The sequence below is a fragment of the Aeromonas sp. DNRA1 genome (assembly GCF_963888745.1).
GTDB classification, from domain to species: domain Bacteria; phylum Pseudomonadota; class Gammaproteobacteria; order Enterobacterales; family Aeromonadaceae; genus Aeromonas; species Aeromonas hydrophila.
Genome location: NZ_CAWPKQ010000001.1, coordinates 619523 through 636610, shown reverse-complemented (window position 1 = coordinate 636610; position 17088 = coordinate 619523). Strand labels below are relative to the sequence as shown.

Sequence of the window (17088 nt, the reverse complement as noted above, 5' to 3'; positions counted from 1 at the left end):
TGGCGGCTTCTGTGTTTGCCCATGCAAGCTGGCGGCGCAGGATCCCACTTATAACAATTGGAAGCCATGTATGAATGCTCTCACTGCGGGCGCTCACGCCCTTCGTCACGACTGGACCCTCGCCGAGGTTCAGGCCCTGTTTGCCCTGCCATTCAACGATCTGCTGTTCCAGGCCCAGAACGTCCACCGCGCCCATTTCGATCCGAACGAAGTACAGGTGAGCACCCTGCTCTCCATCAAGACCGGTGCCTGCCCGGAGGATTGCAAGTACTGCCCCCAGAGCGCCCGCTACCACACCGGCCTTGAGGCCGAGCGGCTGATGGAGGTGGAGAAAGTGCTGGAGCGGGCTCGCGAAGCCAAGGCCAACGGCTCGTCCCGCTTCTGCATGGGGGCCGCCTGGCGCAACCCCAAAGAGAAGGACATGCCCTATATCCTGCGGATGATCGAGGAGGTGCGCGGGCTCGGCATGGAGACATGCATGACGCTCGGGATGCTCACCGCCGATCAGGCGGCGCGCCTCGGCGCCGCCGGCCTTGACTACTACAACCACAACCTCGATACCTCGCCGGAGTTTTACGGCGACATCATCACCACCCGCACCTATCAGGACCGGCTCGATACCCTGGAGCATGTGCGCGGCGCCGGCATGAAGGTCTGCTCCGGCGGCATCGTCGGCATGGGTGAGCAGGCAAAAGATCGGGCTGGCCTCTTGATGGCGCTGGCCAACCTGCCGCGCCACCCGGAGAGCGTGCCCATCAACATGCTGGTCAAGGTGAAGGGCACGCCGCTGGAGAACCAGGAGAATCTCGACCCGTTCGAATTTATCCGCACCATTGCCGTGGCCCGCATCATGATGCCGGCTTCCCACGTACGCCTCTCCGCCGGGCGGGAGAAGATGAACGAGCAGATGCAGGCCATGTGCTTTATGGCGGGGGCAAATTCGATTTTTTATGGTTGCAAGCTGCTGACCACCCCTAATCCGGACGAGAACAGCGACATGCAGCTGTTCAAGCGGCTCGGCATTCGCTCCGCCCAGCGCGCCCAGAAGCCGGATCAGGTTCAAGAGGAGGAGCTGCTGGCCGAGGTGAGCCGCCAGAGCGAGCCCACCGAGATGTTTTATGACGCAACCCGCCCCCGCGCAGGGGCCGCGCGGTCATGAACGGCCCTGCAGTAACGGGCCCCTTTGGCTTGAGCGCGGCGCTCTCCGAACGCGAGCAGGCAGGCCTGCTGCGCAGCCGTGTCGCGACCGACGGGGCGAGTGGCGGACGGCTCAGGGTGGCCGGGTGCAATTACCTCAACTTTTCCGCCAACGACTATCTGGGGCTTGCCGGTCACTCCGCCATCAAGACTGCTTTTCAGGAGGGGATTGAGCGCTATGGCGCCGGTGCCGGCGCCTCGCCGCTGGTGACCGGTTACAGTCGTGCCCACCAGCAGCTTGAGGAGACCCTGGCCGAGTGGCTCGGGGTGGAGGCCGTGCTGCTGTTCAACTGCGGCTTTTCCGCCAATCAGGCGGTGCTCAAGGCGCTGCTTGGCAAGGATCACCTGCTGTGGCAGGACAAACTCAACCACGCCTCCCTGCAGGAGATGGGCAGCCAGTTGCCCTGCAAGATGAAGCGCTTCGGCCACAACGACATGACGACTCTTGAGCGGCAGCTTGAGCCAAGCCGCGGCTTGATCGTCTCGGAGGGGGTGTTCAGCATGGATGGGGATCAGGGCCACTGGCGCGAGCTCGCCGCCCTGGCTGCCCAAAGCGGCAACTGGCTGATGATCGACGATGCCCACGGCCTCGGCGTGCTGGGGCCCCAAGGGCGCGGCACTCTGGCGGCGCAGGGGGTTGCTCCTGCCAGCGTGCACATCCAGATGGGCACCTTTGGCAAGGCGCTTGGCGTCGCTGGCGCTTTTGTCGGCGGCAGCCGCGAGCTGGTTGATTATCTGGTCAACTTCGCCCGCCACTATGTCTACAGCACCCATATGCCGGCGGCCCAGGCCTGCGCGGTGAGCCAGAGCATCGAACTGGTGCGCGCCGCCGACGAGGCCCGCGCCCATCTTGGCCAGCTGATTACCCGTTTTCGGCAAGGGGCACAGGCGCTGGGTTGGCAACTCGGGGCCAGCGCTACCCCCATCCAGCCGCTGCTGGTGGGGGAGAGCGGTGCTGCCCTGCAACTGGCCGAGCGGTTGCGCGAACGCGGTGTCTGGGCCGGTGCCATTCGCCCGCCCACGGTGCCGGTCGGCACGGCGCGGCTGCGTATTACTCTGAGCGCGGCTCACCGCGAACAGGACGTGGATCGCCTGCTCGATGCCCTCGGTCCTTGCCCGGCGGACAACGAGAGAGGGGGCACCCATGCTCCATGAGCGTTTTCAGGCGGTCGACAAGGCCCAGCTTGCCCGCCGTTTTGGCGCCGCCGCCCGTCACTACGACGCCCACGCCCGCTTCCAGCAGGAGGTGGGGCAGGCGCTGCTTGAGCGGATGCCGGACAGGCTGGTTGGCACAGATCTGACATTGAGCGGGCTGGATCTGGGCTGCGGCACCGGCTTCTTCCTGCCGGCTCTGGCCGGGCGCTGCAGCGAGCTGACCGGGCTGGATCTGGCCCCCGGCATGCTGGCGCAGGCGGCCCTTCGCGGCAGCGGCGCCCGTCTGCTGTGCGGCGATGCCGAGCAGCTCCCCTTTGCCGATGAGACGTTTGACTGGGTCTTCTCCAGCCTGGCACTGCAGTGGTGCGAGCGACCGGCCCAGGCCTTCGCCGAGCTGCACCGGGTGCTCAAACCCGGCGGCCGGCTGCTGTTCTCGACCCTGCTGGCCGAGTCACTTTGGCAATTGCGTGAGGCCTGGCGCACGGTTGACGAGTGTGATCATGTCAATCGCTTCCTCAGCCTGCCACAATTGCAGCATGCCATCGCCGCCGGCGGTTTTGCCGCCCCGACGTTGGAGAGTCTGACCTGGTCGCTCGGCTACCCCGAGCTCAACGGCTTGCTGCGCGATCTCAAGGGGATCGGTGCCAGCCAGGTCAATGACGAGCGTCATACCGGACTGAGCAGTCGCCAGCGTCTGCAGCGCCTGAGCCAGGCCTATGAAGCCCATCGCCAACCGGACGGCCTGCTGGCCGCCAGTTATCAGGTCTGCCTCGGCCAGCTGATCCGCCGCTAACCGGTCTCATGGGCCGAGAGAATTGAGAAGCCGCTGCCCGCCATTGCGAGCCCGGGCAGCGGCCCCGTATTGAGGAGTCATCATGGTTAAATCCTTCTTCGTCACCGGCACCGATACCGATGTGGGCAAGACGCTGGTCGCCCGCACCCTGTTGCTGGAGTTCGCCGCGCACGGTCTGCGCTGCGCTGGTTACAAACCCATCTCCGCCGGCTGTGCCCGCACCCCGGATGGGCTGCGCAATCTTGACGCCGTGTTGCTGCAGGAGGCGGCGAGCCTGCCGCTGCCCTACGATCTGGTCAATCCCTACGCCTACGAGCCGCCCATCGCGCCCCATATCGCCGCCAGCGAAGCGCGCGATGCCATTACCCTGAAGGGGTTGTCTGACGGGCTGCGCCAGATTGAACAGGCGGGGGCCGAGCTGGTGGTGGTGGAGGGTGCGGGGGGCTGGTTCCTGCCGCTGGATCGCAAACATCTGCTGTCGGACTGGGTCAAGCAGGAGAACATGCCGGTCATCATGGTGGTGGGGGCCAAACTGGGCTGTCTCAACCATGCCCTGCTCACCTTCGCCGCCATTCGTAACAACAACCTGCCGGTAGCGGGCTGGGTCATCAACCGCCTGCACGGCTCCATGAGCCACTATCAGGAAAACCTGGACACCCTGCGGGGCTTGCTGCCGGCTCCGTTTTTGGGTGAAATACCCTTTGTAAACAATCCGCTCGAGGCTGATCTGCGCGGGCGACTCGACATTTCGCCCCTGCTCTGAATCCGACATTCAGCGAACATTCATAGAAACTGTCTATTATGCGTGACAGGTGTGGCCCGACCGGCAGCGAACTGGTGACGGGCTACGCGTCCATATCTCACAAGGAGTCAATATGAAGCGAATTATGCTATTCCTGGTGACCAACCTGGCCGTCATGCTGGTGCTGGGGGTGGTACTCAATATCCTGTTCTCGGTTCTGGGGATCAACAAGTCCAGCATTTCCGGTCTGTTGGTGTTCTGCGCCGTGTTCGGTTTTGGGGGTTCCTTTATCTCCTTGCTGATGTCCAAGTGGATGGCCAAGCGCAGCTATGGCGTCCAGGTCATCGAGCAACCCCGTAACGAGACCGAGCACTGGCTGGTCAGTACCGTGGCCCGTCAGGCCCGTGAAGCGGGCATCAAGATGCCGGAAGTGGGGATCTACGACTCCCCCGAGATGAACGCCTTCGCCACCGGCGCCCGCCGTGACGACTCGCTGGTCGCCGTGTCGTCCGGTCTGCTCTACAGCATGAGCCGTGACGAGGCGGAAGCCGTGCTGGCCCACGAGGTGAGCCACGTGGCCAACGGTGACATGGTGACCCTGACCCTGATCCAGGGGGTGGTGAACACCTTCGTGATGTTCTTCGCCCGCATCGTGGCCGGCGTCATCAGCAACTTCTTCAGCTCCAACAACGACGAGGAGAGCAGCAGCACCGGTGGTTTTGCCTACATGATCACCGTGTTCGTGCTGGAGATGCTGTTCGGCGTGCTGGCCTCCATCATCGTCATGTGGTTCAGCCGTCAGCGTGAATTCCGCGCCGACGCCGGTGCCGCCAAGCTGGCCGGCCGCGACAAGATGATCGCAGCCCTTCAGCGCCTCTCCCGCGGTGCCGAGCCACAGCTGGAAGGCTCCATGATGGCGTTTGGCATCAACGGCAAGCGCTCCATGAGCGAGCTGTTCATGAGCCACCCGCCCATCGAGCAGCGCATCGCCGCCCTGCGCGGTTAAGTGTACCGTGCCAATGAAAACGGCTGCCTTCGGGCAGCCGTTTTGTTTTGTGCGCGCAGGCTACAGCTTGAAGTGGGCCATCTCCTGGCGCAGCAGCCGTGACAACTGCTTGAGCTTGGCCGCCTCCTGCGAGACGTGGCGGGCAGCGTCCCCCGACTGCTCGGAGAGGGAGGTGATGTTGCCGACGGTGGAGACCACCTCGTTGGCGGCGGTGGACTGCTCGCGCAGGGTGTGGCTGATCTCCCCCATCAGGCCGGTCAGGTTGGAGGCGTGGTTCTGGATGCTGGCGATGGCCTCGCCGGTCTGGCTGGCCAGACTTACCCCGCGGGAGACGTTGTTGACCGTGTTCTCCATGCTGCGGATGGAGGCATCCGCCCCGCTCTGGATCTTGCCGATCATGCCGGTGATCTGCTGGGTGGAGGCGGCCGAGCGGCTGGCGAGGTTGCGCACCTCGTCGGCCACCACCGCAAAGCCGCGCCCCTGCTCGCCGGCCCGGGCCGCCTCGATGGCGGCGTTGAGCGCCAGCAGGTTGGTCTGATCGGCGATGCCGCGGATCACCTCGATGATCTCCGAGATCTGCTGGGTGTGGCTGTTGAGATCCGCGATGCTGCTGGCGGCGTTGGAGACGGTATCCGAGATGCTCTGGATGCTGTCGAGGGTCTGCTTGATGACCCCTGAGCCCTCTTCCAGGGTGTTGGCGGAGACCTTGCTCAGCTCGTCGGCGTGGGTGGCGTTGTCAGAGAGGTGGCTGATGCTCACCACCAACTCCTCGATGGCGGCCGCCATGGTCTGGGTGCTGGTCTGCTGGGAGGTGGCGAACTGGGCGGTCTGCTCCGCTATCTGGGCGATGCTGTCGGCCGAGCCGGAGAGCTCCTCGCTGGAGTGGGAGACCTGGGCGATGATCCCCTTGAGGGTGCCCTGCATGGTGGCGAGCAGGCCGATCAGGCTCTCCTTGGCACCAGCCGGCACCTTGATCGGTTGGGAGAAGTCCCCCTCGGCCAGGCGGTTGAGATCGCTTCTGAGCTGGCTGACCGAGGTACCGACCAGATCGAGCAGTGCCTTGTAGGTGCGCCAGAGGAAGAACATCAACACCAGGCCCAGCGCAATGAACAGGTAGCGCAGCATGGCGGACTGGCTGGTGGCATCGTCCACCGCCTGCTGGGTGCGGTGTTCCATCATGGCGTAGAAGTCGTCGATGGGGGACATGATGCGTCCCTTGTTCTGGTGATAGGCCTTGTCATGCATCATGGCGATGGCCTTTTGCTGGTTGGCGGCCAGATCGCCGTCCGTCTGTTGTACCAGCTTGAAGGCGGCCACCTCGGTGTTGACCAGGGCATCCGAGTTGTTCTTGGCCTCGTTGAGCTTGGCCAACTCGTCCTCGGTAAAACCGGTGTCCTTCATCAGGTCGATCAGGCCGCGGCGAATGTTGCTGTCGGGTCGCGGATTTTGCCCATTGGCGGCGACGAAGTCCCAGTAGATGCGGTTGTAGCCCTGCGGCCGGTTCTGCTCCCCGTTGCGAATGGCCAGGATCCGCATGTACTGCTTTTCGTAGGCCGGATCCTTGGTGATTACGTAGGTGCGGCCGAGGCGGGTCAGATCGTCAGAGGATTGTCGCAGTTCATCGGCCAGCAGATAGGATTGATAGCGCTGTTGATAGCTCTGCTCCACCTTCTTTTCTGACCAGCTGTAGGCAAAAAATACCAGCGACAGCAGGATCAGGGTAATGACGGAGAGCAGCAGGTTGAGCTGAAAGGCGGGTCTGTTCTGTTCCATGGTTTGAGCGTCCTTATTCTCACCAGATAACCCCCTTGGTCAGACGGCAAAGGCCGCTACGTCGGAGGGGTTTTGTTGTTGTTGCTGTGAGTATAGGAGCGGGGCCCGGCAAGGTTGCGCCGGGGGGACGAAAAGGGGCGAGAAAGAAAAAACGGGCCGCTGACGGGACGTGAAGACCGGTCGGGCAAGTAGCCCGGCCGGCCTTTTCAAGACTCGATCATCTTATTTGATGACAAGGTCGGTGAGTGGCACGGCGCAGCAGGTGAGGATCTTGCCCTCGGCACGTTCGGCGGCGGTGATGGCCGGGGCATCGGGGTGATCCACCTCCCCCTCGAGCAGGGTCTGCTTGCAGCTGCCGCAGATGCCGGCGCGGCAGCTCCAGGGCAGATCCACCCCCTGCTTGTGGGCCTGATCCAGCACGGTGCCCTGATTGTTGCCGGCAAAACTCTGCTTGCCGATGCGCAGTTGCACCGCCTGGTGGGGGCGAGCCACAGAGAGGATGGCGCCGCCAAAGCTCTCCTGGCGGATGCGCTCGGCAGGCACGCCAAGGGCGGCCAGTCTGGCGGCCGCATCGGCCATAAAGCCGTGGGGGCCGCAGATAAACACCTCCCGTTCGGTGAGCTGCTTGACCTGCTTGAGGTGCTCATCGCCGAGTCGTCCCTTGAGCCCCTGCCAGTGCGAATCGGGCTGGCTGAGGATCAGGGTGAGGGCCATCCCCTGCTGGGTCAGGGCGTGCAGTTCGCTGGCGGCGGGTATGTCCGCCTCGCTGCGGCACAGGTGCATGAAGTGCACGTCACCGAGCTCCCCGCGCAAGGCCAGAGTGCGGGCAATGGAGAGCATGGGAGTGACCCCCGAGCCTGCTGAGAGCAGCAGCAGGGAGCGCCCGGCACCAAGGTGAAACTCGCCGGCCGGCGCTGCGGCCAGCAACCGGTCACCGGGTTGCAACTGCTGGTGCAGCCAGTGGGAGATGCGACCGCCCCCCACCTTCTTGACGCTGATGCTGTAACGCTCGGGCCGCTCTGGCGTGGAGCTCAGGGTATAGCGGCGCTGCAGGCGCTCGCGCCGCAGGCCGAGGCCAATGTCCAGGCTGATGGGCAGATGCTGGCCCGGCAGATAGTCAGGCAGGGGCTCGCCATCGGCCGCTTCGAACCAGAAGGTCTCCAGATCCCGCGCCAGTGGCTCGCGGGCCACGCACACCAGCTCCCGTTTTTTCGGGGCCGCGTTGGGGTAGACGGGGGGGCGGGCGCGCTCCAGCACCTCTATCTCGCTGCCCGCCTCAATCCAGCCCTCGTTGAGGGCCACCAGGTTCTGGCCGAAGTAGACCTCGCCATCCTCGCCGCGCCGGTAGCGGGTGAGGGTAGCCAGCGGCTCCTTGAGGGCATTGAAGCGATCCGTACCCGGCTCCACCGTGGTCATGATGCAGCGGCTGCAGGGCTTGGCGACCCGAAACTCCACCTCGCCGATGCGGATCCGTTTCCAGCCGTCCTCCTCGAAGGGGAGGGTGCCGCTCGCCACCAGGTTGGTGCGAAACTGGCTCATCTGGTGCAGCGCGTCGGATCTCAGGTTGAGATCCTCAAGCGAGGCCTGGCTGATGAGCAGCAGCGGATAGCCATCGGCAAAGCTGACCCGGGTGCCGGTCTTCTCCCGAAAGCGGGCGGACTCTTCGCCGAGCCAGAGCAGTTGAACCGGCTCCCCCGCCACCTGGCTCAGCCACTGATCGGCCTGGGGCTGGGTCTGCAGGGCGCTGAAGCTGTCGCTCCAGACCCCGGTGGCCCGAGGAGTGCGGGAAAACTCCCGCTCTTGCAGGATGAGAGGGTCAAGGCCCGGATAGCGCAACTGCAGACCGCCCTCGATGGGGGTGGCCACTACCTGCTGCAACTGGGGATGGGTGCGGGCGGTGATGAAGCTGCCGTCCGGCTTGACCACCATGTAGCGGCGATCCCCCTGCAGCCCCTCTTCGGTGACCTGGGCGCGGGTCAGTGGCATGCCTGCCGTCGACTTGATGGGGTAGAGATGAATGCTGGCGAGCTTGGGCATGGCCGGGTCCTTGTGCTGTGGTGGTTCCAGTGCAGGAGACAAGATAACGGGAGCTGTTCCGTGCAGCAATCGTTGCAGGAGGGCGGCCTGATGCGCCCGGCTCACGGGGCCGGAGAACGGCGTGGTGTTGCTTGCGGGGCGCGAGCCCGAGCGGTGACTCCTGCAGACGGGCAAGATGTTACACGGGTCACGTTGTGCACTCCATACCTCATAAAGTGCAACATTTTTTGATCCTGATCCGTCATTCGGTACACAAATCAGTCCATTATCGAGTCAGCTTCCAGTTTCTAACGCTTTCGCTTCTTCCCCCTCCGGCCACCGTCTGCCCAGGCAAAACGGTATCAAGCGCCATCGGATGGGGCCTGTCACACAAAAAGAAGAAAGCAATGTATGAGCAAACAACTGGATATGACCCCACAGCCGGATCTCTCCCAGAAAACGGGAACAGGCCCGGTCCGTACTCGGCTACCCGTGTGGCGGCCGGCCCTGCCACCTTGCAACCATGCCTGCCCGGCTGGCGAGAACATCCAGGCCTGGCTTGCACTGGCCGAAGCAGGCCGCTTTGAAGCGGCCTGGCAGCGACTGATCGAAGAAAATCCCCTGCCAGCAGTCCACGGGCGGGTCTGTTATCACCCCTGCGAAACGGCTTGCAACCGTGCCCAGGTGGATGATGCCGTCTCCATCCACGCCATCGAGCGCTTCCTCGGCGACGAAGCGCTGGCCAAAGGTTGGCTGCCTGCGCCCCCCGCACCCGCCAGCGGCAAGAAGGTGCTGGTCATTGGCGCCGGTCCCTCCGGCCTCTCCTGCGCCTGGCACCTCAACCGGCTCGGCCATCAGGTGGAGATCCGCGAAGCGGGCCCGCTCGCCGGCGGCATGCTGCGCTTCGGTATTCCCGCTTACCGCCTGCCCCGCGAGATGCTGGACAGGGAGGTGGCCCGCATCGTCGCTGCCGGGGTGACGCTGACCCTCAACCACAAGGTGGAAGACGTGCTCAAGGCGCGCGACGAGGGGGGCTTTGACGCCGTCTTCATGGCCATCGGTGCCCATCTGGCCAAGCGGGTCGACATTCCGGCCCGCGAGGCGGGCAAGATCCTCGATGCGGTGAGCTTCCTCGAACAGGCGAGTCTGGCGGAGGAGAAAGGCTTGCCGCCGCCAAAACTGGGACGACGAGTAGCCATCTACGGCGGTGGCAACACCGCCATGGACGCGGCCCGCACTGCCCGCCGCCTCGGGGTTGAGGAGGCGATGATCATCTACCGCCGCGACCGCGATCATATGCCGGCCCACGCCTTCGAAGCCGACGAGGCAGAGGAGGAGGGGATCAAGATTAACTGGCTGCGCACCATCCGCCAGCTCGACAGCACCAATATCGAAGTGGAGGTGATGGCGCTGGATGCCGAGGGCAAGCCGGTGCCCACCGGCAAGTTTGAAACCCTCGAAGCGGACTCCCTTATTCTGGCGCTGGGTCAAGAGGTGGACTTGAGCGTGCTGGAGAGCATCCCTGGCGTGCGGGTCAACAAGGAGGGAGTGGTGCAGGTTGGCGAGAACCTGATGACGGACGTGCCGGGTCTGTTTGCTGGCGGCGACATGGTGCCCTCCGAGCGCACCGTCACCATCGCCACCGGCCACGGCAAGAAGGCGGCGCGCCATATGGATGCCTGGCTGCGTGGTCGCCTCTACCACAAGCCGCTCTCCCATTTGCAGGCAGGGAAGCCGCTGGTAAGGCCCGAGCAGTTGCAACTCTGGTTCCAGACCCATGCCCCGGCCAGCAGCCAGCCGGTCAAGCCGCCCTCGGCGCGGGACGACTTTGGCGAGATCATCGGCGGACTGGATGAGGTGGCCGCCCGTTACGAGGCGGCGCGCTGCTACTCCTGCGGCAACTGCTTCGAGTGCGACGGCTGCTATGGCAGCTGCCCCGAGCAGGCCATCGCCAAGCTGGGGCCGGGTCTGGGGTATCTGGTGGATGCCGAGCGCTGCACCGGCTGCGGTGCCTGCCATGACCAATGCCCTTGTCACGCCATCGAGCTGCGCCAACCGGAGGAGTCCCAATGAAACATGAACTGATCATGGTTGACGGCAACGAAGCCGCGGCCCGGGTGGCGTACCAGCTGAGCGAAGTGTGTGCCATCTACCCCATCACCCCGAGCTCGACCATGGCCGAACTGGCCGACGCCTGGGCGGCGGAGGGGCAGACCAACCTGTGGGGCAACATCCCCACGGTGGTGGAGATGCAGAGTGAAGGGGGGGCGGCCGGCACGGTGCACGGCGCCCTGCAGGCGGGGGCGCTCGCCACCACCTTCACCGCCAGCCAGGGGCTGATGCTGATGCTGCCTAACATGTACAAGATCGCCGGCGAGCTCACCTCGGCGGTGTTCCATGTGGCGGCCCGATCCTTGGCGGCGCAGGGGCTGTCGATTTTTGGCGACCATCAGGACGTGATGGCGGCTCGTAGCACCGGCTTTGCCATGCTCGCCTCCGGCTCGGTGCAGGAGGCGCAGGACCTGGCCTTGGTCGCCCACAGCGTCACCCTGCAGTGCCGGGTGCCCTTCATCCACTTCTTCGACGGATTTCGCACCTCCCACGAGGTGAACAAGATCACTGCGCTGCATAAAGATGAAATTCGCGCGCTTATCGACAACGACTGGGTGCGTGCCCACCGTGCGCGGGCCCTCAACCCGGATCATCCGGTGATGCGCGGCACTGCCCAGAACCCCGACACCTATTTCCAGTCCCGCGAGAGCGTCAATCCCTTCTACGAGGCGGTGCCGGCGCGGGTGCAGCAGTGCATGGAGAGCCTCGGTGAGCTGACCGGCCGCCACTACCGGCTGGTGGAGTATCACGGCGCCCCGGATGCCACCGACGTCATCGTGCTGATGGGCTCGGGGGCGGCCACCGCCCGCACGACGGTGGATTGGCTCAACCAGCAGGATCGCAAGACCGGGGTACTGGTCATTCGCCTCTATCGCCCCTTCCCGGTACAGGCGCTGCTCGATGCCCTGCCCGCCAGCGTGCGCCGCATGGCGGTGCTGGATCGCACCAAGGAGCCGGGGGCGGGCGGCGAGCCGCTGCTGCTGGATGTGCAGAGCGCCCTCATCGACGGCTTGCAGCGCGGCCTTATCAAGCGGCTGCCGTGGCTCAGTGGTGGCCGCTATGGCCTCTCTTCCAAAGAGTTCACCCCTGCCATGTGCGCGGCGGTGTTCGAGGAGCTGGCATCCGATGCGCCGCGCCCGCGCTTTACCGTAGGCATAGTGGATGATGTGTCGGGCCTCAGTTTGGCCTGGCATCCCATCGGTGATCTGGAGCCCGCCAGCCGGGTGCGGGCGCTGTTTTTTGGCCTCGGCGCCGACGGCACAGTCGGCGCCAACAAGAACAGCATCAAGATCATCGGCGAGCTGGAGGGCTTCCACGCCCAGGGCTACTTCGTCTACGACTCCAAGAAGTCGGGCTCGCGTACCGTCTCCCACCTGCGCTTTGGCCCCGAGCCCATCGATGCCCCCTGGCTTATCGAGCAGGCGAGCTTTATCGGTTGCCACCAGTGGGGTTTTGTCGAATCGGTCGATCTGCTGGAGCACGCCGCCGAAGGGGCGACCCTGCTGCTCAATGCCCCCCATGAGCCTGACCGGGTCTGGGCCGAGCTGCCCGAGCGGCTGCGTGCCCGCATCCGCGCCCTCGATATCCAGCTCTACTGCATCGATGGCGATCGGGTGGCCGAGCAAAACGGCATGGGCAACCGCATCAACACCATTATGCAGACCTGCTTCTTCGCGTTGGCTGGGGTGTTGCCGAGGGACGAAGCCATTGCGCTGATCAAGGAGAGCATCGAGAAGAGTTATGCCCGCAAGGGGCCCGAAGTGGTCGAGCGCAACTTCGCTGCGGTGGATGACACCCTGGCTCATCTGCACCGGGTGGCCATCCCGGCCGGTGAGGAGCAGATCAGCGACTATCCGCTGCCGCTGGCACCGGGCGGCAGCGAGTTTGTCCAGCGCGTCACCGGCGAGATGCTGGCGGGGCGCGGCGATCTGATCCCCGTCTCCATGCTGCCGGTGGATGGCACTTACCCCACCGCCACCAGCCGCTTCGAGAAGCGGGATATCGCCCGCGAGATCCCGATTTGGCACTCCGATATCTGTATCCAGTGCGGCAACTGCGTCTTTGTCTGCCCCCACGCGGCGCTGCGGGCCAAGTTCTACCATCAGGACTGGCTGGCAACCGCCCCCGAGGCAGCGCAGTCGGTGCCCGTCACCGCCAAGGGTTTCCCCGACAGCCGCTACACCTTGCAGCTCTATCCGGAAGATTGCACCGGTTGTGGCCAGTGCGTGCAGGCTTGTCCGGTGCGGGTCGGAGCGGATGCCCGTCATCAAGGCGAGAGTGCAGAAGGAGAAAGCCATGAAGGCGAGCGAGCCATCGCCATGATGGACAAGGCCCCCCATCTGGCAGGCCAGAAGCAGGCGCTGCGCTGGTTCGAGAGCCTGCCGTGGCCTGCTCGCGAGCGGGTGGATTTCTCCACGGTGCGCGGCACCCAGTTCCTCGAACCCCTGTTCGAGTTCTCTGGCGCCTGCGCCGGCTGTGGCGAGACCCCCTATCTCAAGCTGCTGACCCAGCTGTTTGGCGACCGCATGCTGGTGGCCAACGCCACCGGTTGCTCCTCCATCTACGGCGGCAACCTGCCGACTACGCCGTGGGCCAAGAACGGTGAAGGGAAGGGACCGGCCTGGTCGAACTCCCTGTTTGAAGACAACGCCGAGTTTGGCTTTGGCTTCCGTCTCACTGCCGATCAGCATCACGGTCAGGCGGTGGCGGCCTTGCAGGCGATGAAGGGGGAGATCGGGGTCGAGCTGGTGGAGACACTTGTCAGCGCCCCGCAGCGGCTGGAGTCGGAGATCCGTGCCCAGCGTACCCGGGTGGCGCAAGTGCGCGAGCGGCTGGAAGAGGTGAAATCCGGCAAGGCCCGCGAGCTGCTCTCCTTGATTGATCAGCTGGTGCGGCGTTCGGTCTGGATCATCGGCGGCGATGGCTGGGCCTATGACATCGGCTCGGCTGGGCTCGATCATGTGCTCGCCTCCGGCCGCGATGTGAACGTGCTGGTGATGGATACCGAGGTCTACTCCAACACCGGCGGCCAGATGTCGAAATCGACCCCGCTCGGTGCCGTCGCCAAGTTCGCGGCGGGGGGCAAGACGCTGGCCAAGAAGGATGTGGCGTTGCAAGCCATCTCCTACGGCAACGTCTATGTTGCCCGCATCGCCTTTGGTGCCAACCCGCAGCAGGCGCTGCAAGCCTTGCGTGAGGCGGAGGCCTATCCGGGCCCGTCGCTGATCATCGCCTACAGCCACTGCATCGCCCACGGCATAGATATGGAGTTTGGCCTGACCCAGCAGAAACGCGCCGTGGCCTCCGGTCACTGGCCGCTGATGCGCTACAACCCGGTACTGCGCAGTGCGGGGCAGAACCCCTTCAGCCTCGACAGCCTGCGCCCCTCCATCCCCCTCGCTGAATACCGGCAGGAGGAGACCCGTTATCGGGTGCTGGCCCAGAGCCATCCGGAGGAGGCCGAACGGCTGATGCAAGTGGCACAAAAAGTGGCGTGGCAGAAGTGGGCCACCTACGAGGAGATGGCCACCCGCGAGGCCAGCCATTTCCATCCGCCGGTGTGATGGTTGGGTTAACTCTGCATAAAACGAAGCGGGCCACTGGCCCGCTTTTTTATATTGGTAAAAAACAACTTTTCTATAAATAAAGTAGCTACCTACTCGACAGTAAAAGTAAGGTTTGATTCATTTTTAGGAAATAAAACGACCATCTACTTTGTATGTTTACCAAACGAAATTAAGAAGGGTATGCTAAGGAAACTTATATTGATAAGCTGATAATTAGTGGCTATCATCTCAATTTTAACGTGTTAATTCGAGGGGGGGGGTAACTATGCCATTGGGAAGCTTTGCAGAAAAAATGGATAATCTTGAAGCAGATGATAAACCATCAATATTGTTAGCGAATGGTTTTTCCCAAGCTTGGGATTATAATATTTTTAACTATCAAAACTTGCTTCACAGTGCAAACTTTGGCGATCGCGATGAAATTATTAGAGAGATCTTTACTAGATTTAACACCTATGACTTTGAAAAAGTAATGAGAGCTCTTGAAGCTGCGGAAATTGTTTGTGAGAGTTATGGCGTTGAGCGAGCAAAAATTAATGAAATTCAAGCTGATCAGGAAAGCCTAAAAAATGCGCTAATTCAAGTTATTTCTCAAACCCATCCGTTAAGATCTAGTAATGTAACAACTCAACAATATGAATGTGCAAAGCCTTTCATTATGCAGTTTAAAAATATCTTCACTCTGAATTATGACTTACTACTGTATTGGATTGTTAATAAATTTAATATTGAACCGATAGGCCGAAATACGGATGATGGTTTTCGTTATACCACTTGGGAAAACATGAATAGTCAAAATGTCTACTTCCTACATGGAGGTCTCCATATCTATGATGATGGTTCTCGTATTAAAAAACATGCTTTTAGAGGGGATGCTGACATTAGCATAGTGGAGCAAGTAAGAAATAACTTGAATCAAGGTAGATTTCCATTGTTTGTTTCAGAGCCCACATGTGATAAAAAACGTTCCCGTATTGAGCACAACCCCTACCTTAACGCATGCTTCAAAGCATTGAAAAACCTAAGTGGTACTTTATTTATTCATGGTCATTCTATGGCTGAGAATGATCAGCATATTTTTAATCAAATTAATAACAGCAATATAGATAACGTGTACATTAGTATTTTTGGCGATGAGCACTCCGATCAGAATAGAGAGACGATAGCAAATGCCAGACGTTTTCTTGACTCAAGGAGAATTAATATTGAATTCTATGATGCTGCTAGCGCCCCAATTTGGCTTTAAGCGAGTTTGTATCTGAGTGACCCTCGAAATGTCGCCACCTCGGCGGCATTTGTCTATCTGTAGGCTGTAGGAGAGTTGGCCAAGGCTTCCTTTTCTTACCAAGGCAGGTAAGCTGCGGGGCAAATAGCGTCAAGCAGGAGAAGGGACGATGACAGAACAACATTTCGTCGGGACGATCGGCATTCTGGAGGCGGGGTGGCTGGGGTTGCCGCTGTGCGGACTCTGCTGGCGGCAGGCAAGTCAGTGGCGGTCACGGTCAGCTGCGCCAAGAAGGCGGCCTGATATGGTCTGCCCCGCACAGTCATGAGAGGCAACAAAAAGCCCGGCGTCGGGCCGGGCTGGCAGGATAAGTTGCTTATCCAGGTATTCGTCGAGGCGTCTATTGTGGATGTTGTTTGAGGATGTCGTAGATCTCCTCTTTCAGTTTAAGTTTCTGTTTTTTCAGATCCTTCACCTCGGAGCTGTAGTCGCTGGCGTGATGCTTTTCCAACTTTCTAATCTCCACATCCAGGTCGTTGTGCAAGTCAAACTTCTTTTGGAAATGGACATCACTGCTCTTCAGTTGCGAGATGAGCTCTCTGTACTCTGGGAACATGTAATGCGGCCTCCTTGGTTTCGTTTGATTGTGCCTGCAAGACCAAACTACCGCGTCCCCCGCGAGATAAATGTGATCTGGCTCCAATTCGGGACCAATGATTTGCTGTATTCGACGGGCGATTTTTAACTGTTTGAATCACAAGCTGATAAGACTTTTGTCGGTAAGCAGAGAGTCTGAAAAGTGCCGGATGGATCACAATTGTGACGGCCGGATGACAGCTTGTGGCTGCCAGGCTGGCAGCAAAAAGGGGCGCAGGGCCCCTTCTTGGTAACAGGTGTGGCGTTTACTCTTTTTTCTTTTTCTTCTCGGGCAGCGGCTTGCCATCGCGGGCGATCACCTTGCCCACCTCGAAGCCGATCTGCGCCGCCAGTTCTTCCAGATCCGCGGCCTTGGCTTCATTGCCGATGGCGTACTGATAGTTGGCGATGGTGATCTTCTCGGCCACCGGGGTACCCGGGACGATGGGCTCGCGCCAGCCTTGACCCACATGGGCCACCAGGGTGCCGTTCATGATGAGTTCGCCGACGATCTCCTGGGTGGGGATGCCCTTGCCGTAGGTGAGGCCCTGCGGGTGCTTCTTGCCGACCAGCGGCTCTTGGCTTGCGGGCATCAGCTTGGTGCGGATCAGCCACTTGGGCGATTTGGTCTTGCCCACCGCCTTGCCGGTCTGGTACTCGTTGATCTTGATGGTCTTGATCATCTGGGCCATGAAGTCCTTGGTCAGCGCTTTTTGCGCTTCACTGGTTTCATCGATGGCGATGGGGGCCACGTACCAGGTCTGGGCCGCCTGTGCCTTGGGGGCGGCGGGGGCGGTTTGCGCCATGGCGAGCGGGCTGAGCAGGATGGCCGCCAACAAGAGTCCTATCTTCTTCATTGTGATTCCG

Annotated in this window: 12 protein-coding genes; 8 read left to right on the top strand and 4 right to left on the bottom strand. The window is 61.8% G+C overall.

The genetic code is table 11. The annotated features are described in order from the left end of the window. Window positions 1-70: 70 nt before the first annotated feature. The 5 genes from bioB (at window position 71) to htpX (ending at window position 4893) form a co-directional block, all read left to right on the top strand. On the top strand, window positions 71-1159 hold the full coding sequence (gene bioB / locus AACQ43_RS02860) for a biotin synthase BioB (RefSeq protein ID WP_168965824.1): 1089 nt from the start codon (window positions 71-73) through the stop codon (window positions 1157-1159). Further along, a complete protein-coding gene (bioF, locus tag AACQ43_RS02855; RefSeq protein ID WP_168965822.1) occupies window positions 1156-2352 on the top strand; it encodes an 8-amino-7-oxononanoate synthase in 1197 nt (398 codons plus the stop codon). Before bioB ends, bioF begins: the two co-directional genes overlap by 4 nt. Further along, window positions 2342-3145, top strand: a complete 804-nt coding sequence (gene bioC / locus AACQ43_RS02850) for a malonyl-ACP O-methyltransferase BioC (RefSeq protein WP_168965820.1) — start codon at window positions 2342-2344, stop codon at window positions 3143-3145. The genes bioF and bioC overlap by 11 nt, the downstream gene beginning before the upstream one ends. 82 nt (window positions 3146-3227) lie before the next feature. Then, window positions 3228-3908, top strand: a complete 681-nt coding sequence (gene bioD / locus AACQ43_RS02845; protein ID WP_011705390.1) for a dethiobiotin synthase — start codon at window positions 3228-3230, stop codon at window positions 3906-3908. 112 nt (window positions 3909-4020) lie between these two features. Beyond that, window positions 4021-4893: a protease HtpX gene (htpX, locus tag AACQ43_RS02840; protein ID WP_011705391.1), complete on the top strand. Its 873-nt coding sequence runs from the start codon at window positions 4021-4023 to the stop codon at window positions 4891-4893. Window positions 4894-4953: 60 nt separating this feature from the next. Here the strand turns inward: htpX and AACQ43_RS02835 are convergent, their stop codons facing one another. Next, the gene (locus AACQ43_RS02835; RefSeq protein WP_168965818.1) at window positions 4954-6666 is read right to left on the bottom strand and encodes a methyl-accepting chemotaxis protein; all 1713 of its coding nucleotides are present in this window, start codon (window positions 6664-6666) and stop codon (window positions 4954-4956) included. A 222-nt stretch (window positions 6667-6888) separates the two neighbouring features. Continuing rightward, window positions 6889-8703 (bottom strand): MOSC N-terminal beta barrel domain-containing protein, encoded by a 1815-nt coding sequence (locus tag AACQ43_RS02830; protein WP_168965816.1) that lies wholly within the window; start codon window positions 8701-8703, stop codon window positions 6889-6891. 390 nt (window positions 8704-9093) lie between these two features. Here AACQ43_RS02830 and AACQ43_RS02825 point away from each other — a divergent pair, with 390 nt between their 5' ends. The 3 genes from AACQ43_RS02825 to AACQ43_RS02815 all read left to right on the top strand — a co-directional run bounded on the left by AACQ43_RS02825 (window position 9094) and on the right by AACQ43_RS02815 (window position 15606). Then, window positions 9094-10755, top strand: a complete 1662-nt coding sequence (locus AACQ43_RS02825; RefSeq protein ID WP_168965814.1) for an NAD(P)-binding protein — start codon at window positions 9094-9096, stop codon at window positions 10753-10755. Then, window positions 10752-14357 (top strand): pyruvate:ferredoxin (flavodoxin) oxidoreductase, encoded by a 3606-nt coding sequence (gene nifJ / locus AACQ43_RS02820; protein ID WP_168965812.1) that lies wholly within the window; start codon window positions 10752-10754, stop codon window positions 14355-14357. Before AACQ43_RS02825 ends, nifJ begins: the two co-directional genes overlap by 4 nt. 268 nt (window positions 14358-14625) lie before the next feature. Beyond that, window positions 14626-15606 carry a DUF4917 family protein gene (locus tag AACQ43_RS02815; RefSeq protein ID WP_168965809.1) on the top strand — a complete coding sequence of 327 codons (981 nt, stop codon included), beginning with the start codon at window positions 14626-14628 and terminating at the stop codon, window positions 15604-15606. Between the two features lie 379 nt (window positions 15607-15985). Here AACQ43_RS02815 and AACQ43_RS02810 read toward each other — a convergent pair whose 3' ends face one another. Together AACQ43_RS02810 and AACQ43_RS02805 are read right to left on the bottom strand one after the other, a co-directional pair. Then, window positions 15986-16201: a YdcH family protein gene (locus AACQ43_RS02810; RefSeq protein ID WP_011705396.1), complete on the bottom strand. Its 216-nt coding sequence runs from the start codon at window positions 16199-16201 to the stop codon at window positions 15986-15988. A 286-nt stretch (window positions 16202-16487) separates the two neighbouring features. Further along, complete coding sequence (locus tag AACQ43_RS02805; RefSeq protein WP_029303482.1) at window positions 16488-17078, bottom strand: hypothetical protein; 591 nt, start codon at window positions 17076-17078, stop codon at window positions 16488-16490. Between the last annotated feature and the right edge of the window lie 10 nt (window positions 17079-17088).

Excerpts from the sequence above, each read along its gene's own strand:
- htpX (WP_011705391.1), top strand. The coding sequence starts at position 4,021 with ATGAAGCGAATTATGCTATTCCTGGTGACCAACCTGGCCGTCATGCTG.
- nifJ (WP_168965812.1), top strand. The coding sequence starts at position 10,752 with ATGAAACATGAACTGATCATGGTTGACGGCAACGAAGCCGCGGCCCGG.
- AACQ43_RS02835 (WP_168965818.1), bottom strand. The coding sequence starts at position 6,666 with ATGGAACAGAACAGACCCGCCTTTCAGCTCAACCTGCTGCTCTCCGTC.
- bioD (WP_011705390.1), top strand. The coding sequence starts at position 3,228 with ATGGTTAAATCCTTCTTCGTCACCGGCACCGATACCGATGTGGGCAAG.
- AACQ43_RS02825 (WP_168965814.1), top strand. The coding sequence starts at position 9,094 with ATGAGCAAACAACTGGATATGACCCCACAGCCGGATCTCTCCCAGAAA.
- bioC (WP_168965820.1), top strand. The coding sequence starts at position 2,342 with ATGCTCCATGAGCGTTTTCAGGCGGTCGACAAGGCCCAGCTTGCCCGC.
- AACQ43_RS02815 (WP_168965809.1), top strand. The coding sequence starts at position 14,626 with ATGCCATTGGGAAGCTTTGCAGAAAAAATGGATAATCTTGAAGCAGAT.
- bioF (WP_168965822.1), top strand. The coding sequence starts at position 1,156 with ATGAACGGCCCTGCAGTAACGGGCCCCTTTGGCTTGAGCGCGGCGCTC.
- bioB (WP_168965824.1), top strand. The coding sequence starts at position 71 with ATGAATGCTCTCACTGCGGGCGCTCACGCCCTTCGTCACGACTGGACC.
- AACQ43_RS02810 (WP_011705396.1), bottom strand. The coding sequence starts at position 16,201 with ATGTTCCCAGAGTACAGAGAGCTCATCTCGCAACTGAAGAGCAGTGAT.
- AACQ43_RS02830 (WP_168965816.1), bottom strand. The coding sequence starts at position 8,703 with ATGCCCAAGCTCGCCAGCATTCATCTCTACCCCATCAAGTCGACGGCA.
- AACQ43_RS02805 (WP_029303482.1), bottom strand. The coding sequence starts at position 17,078 with ATGAAGAAGATAGGACTCTTGTTGGCGGCCATCCTGCTCAGCCCGCTC.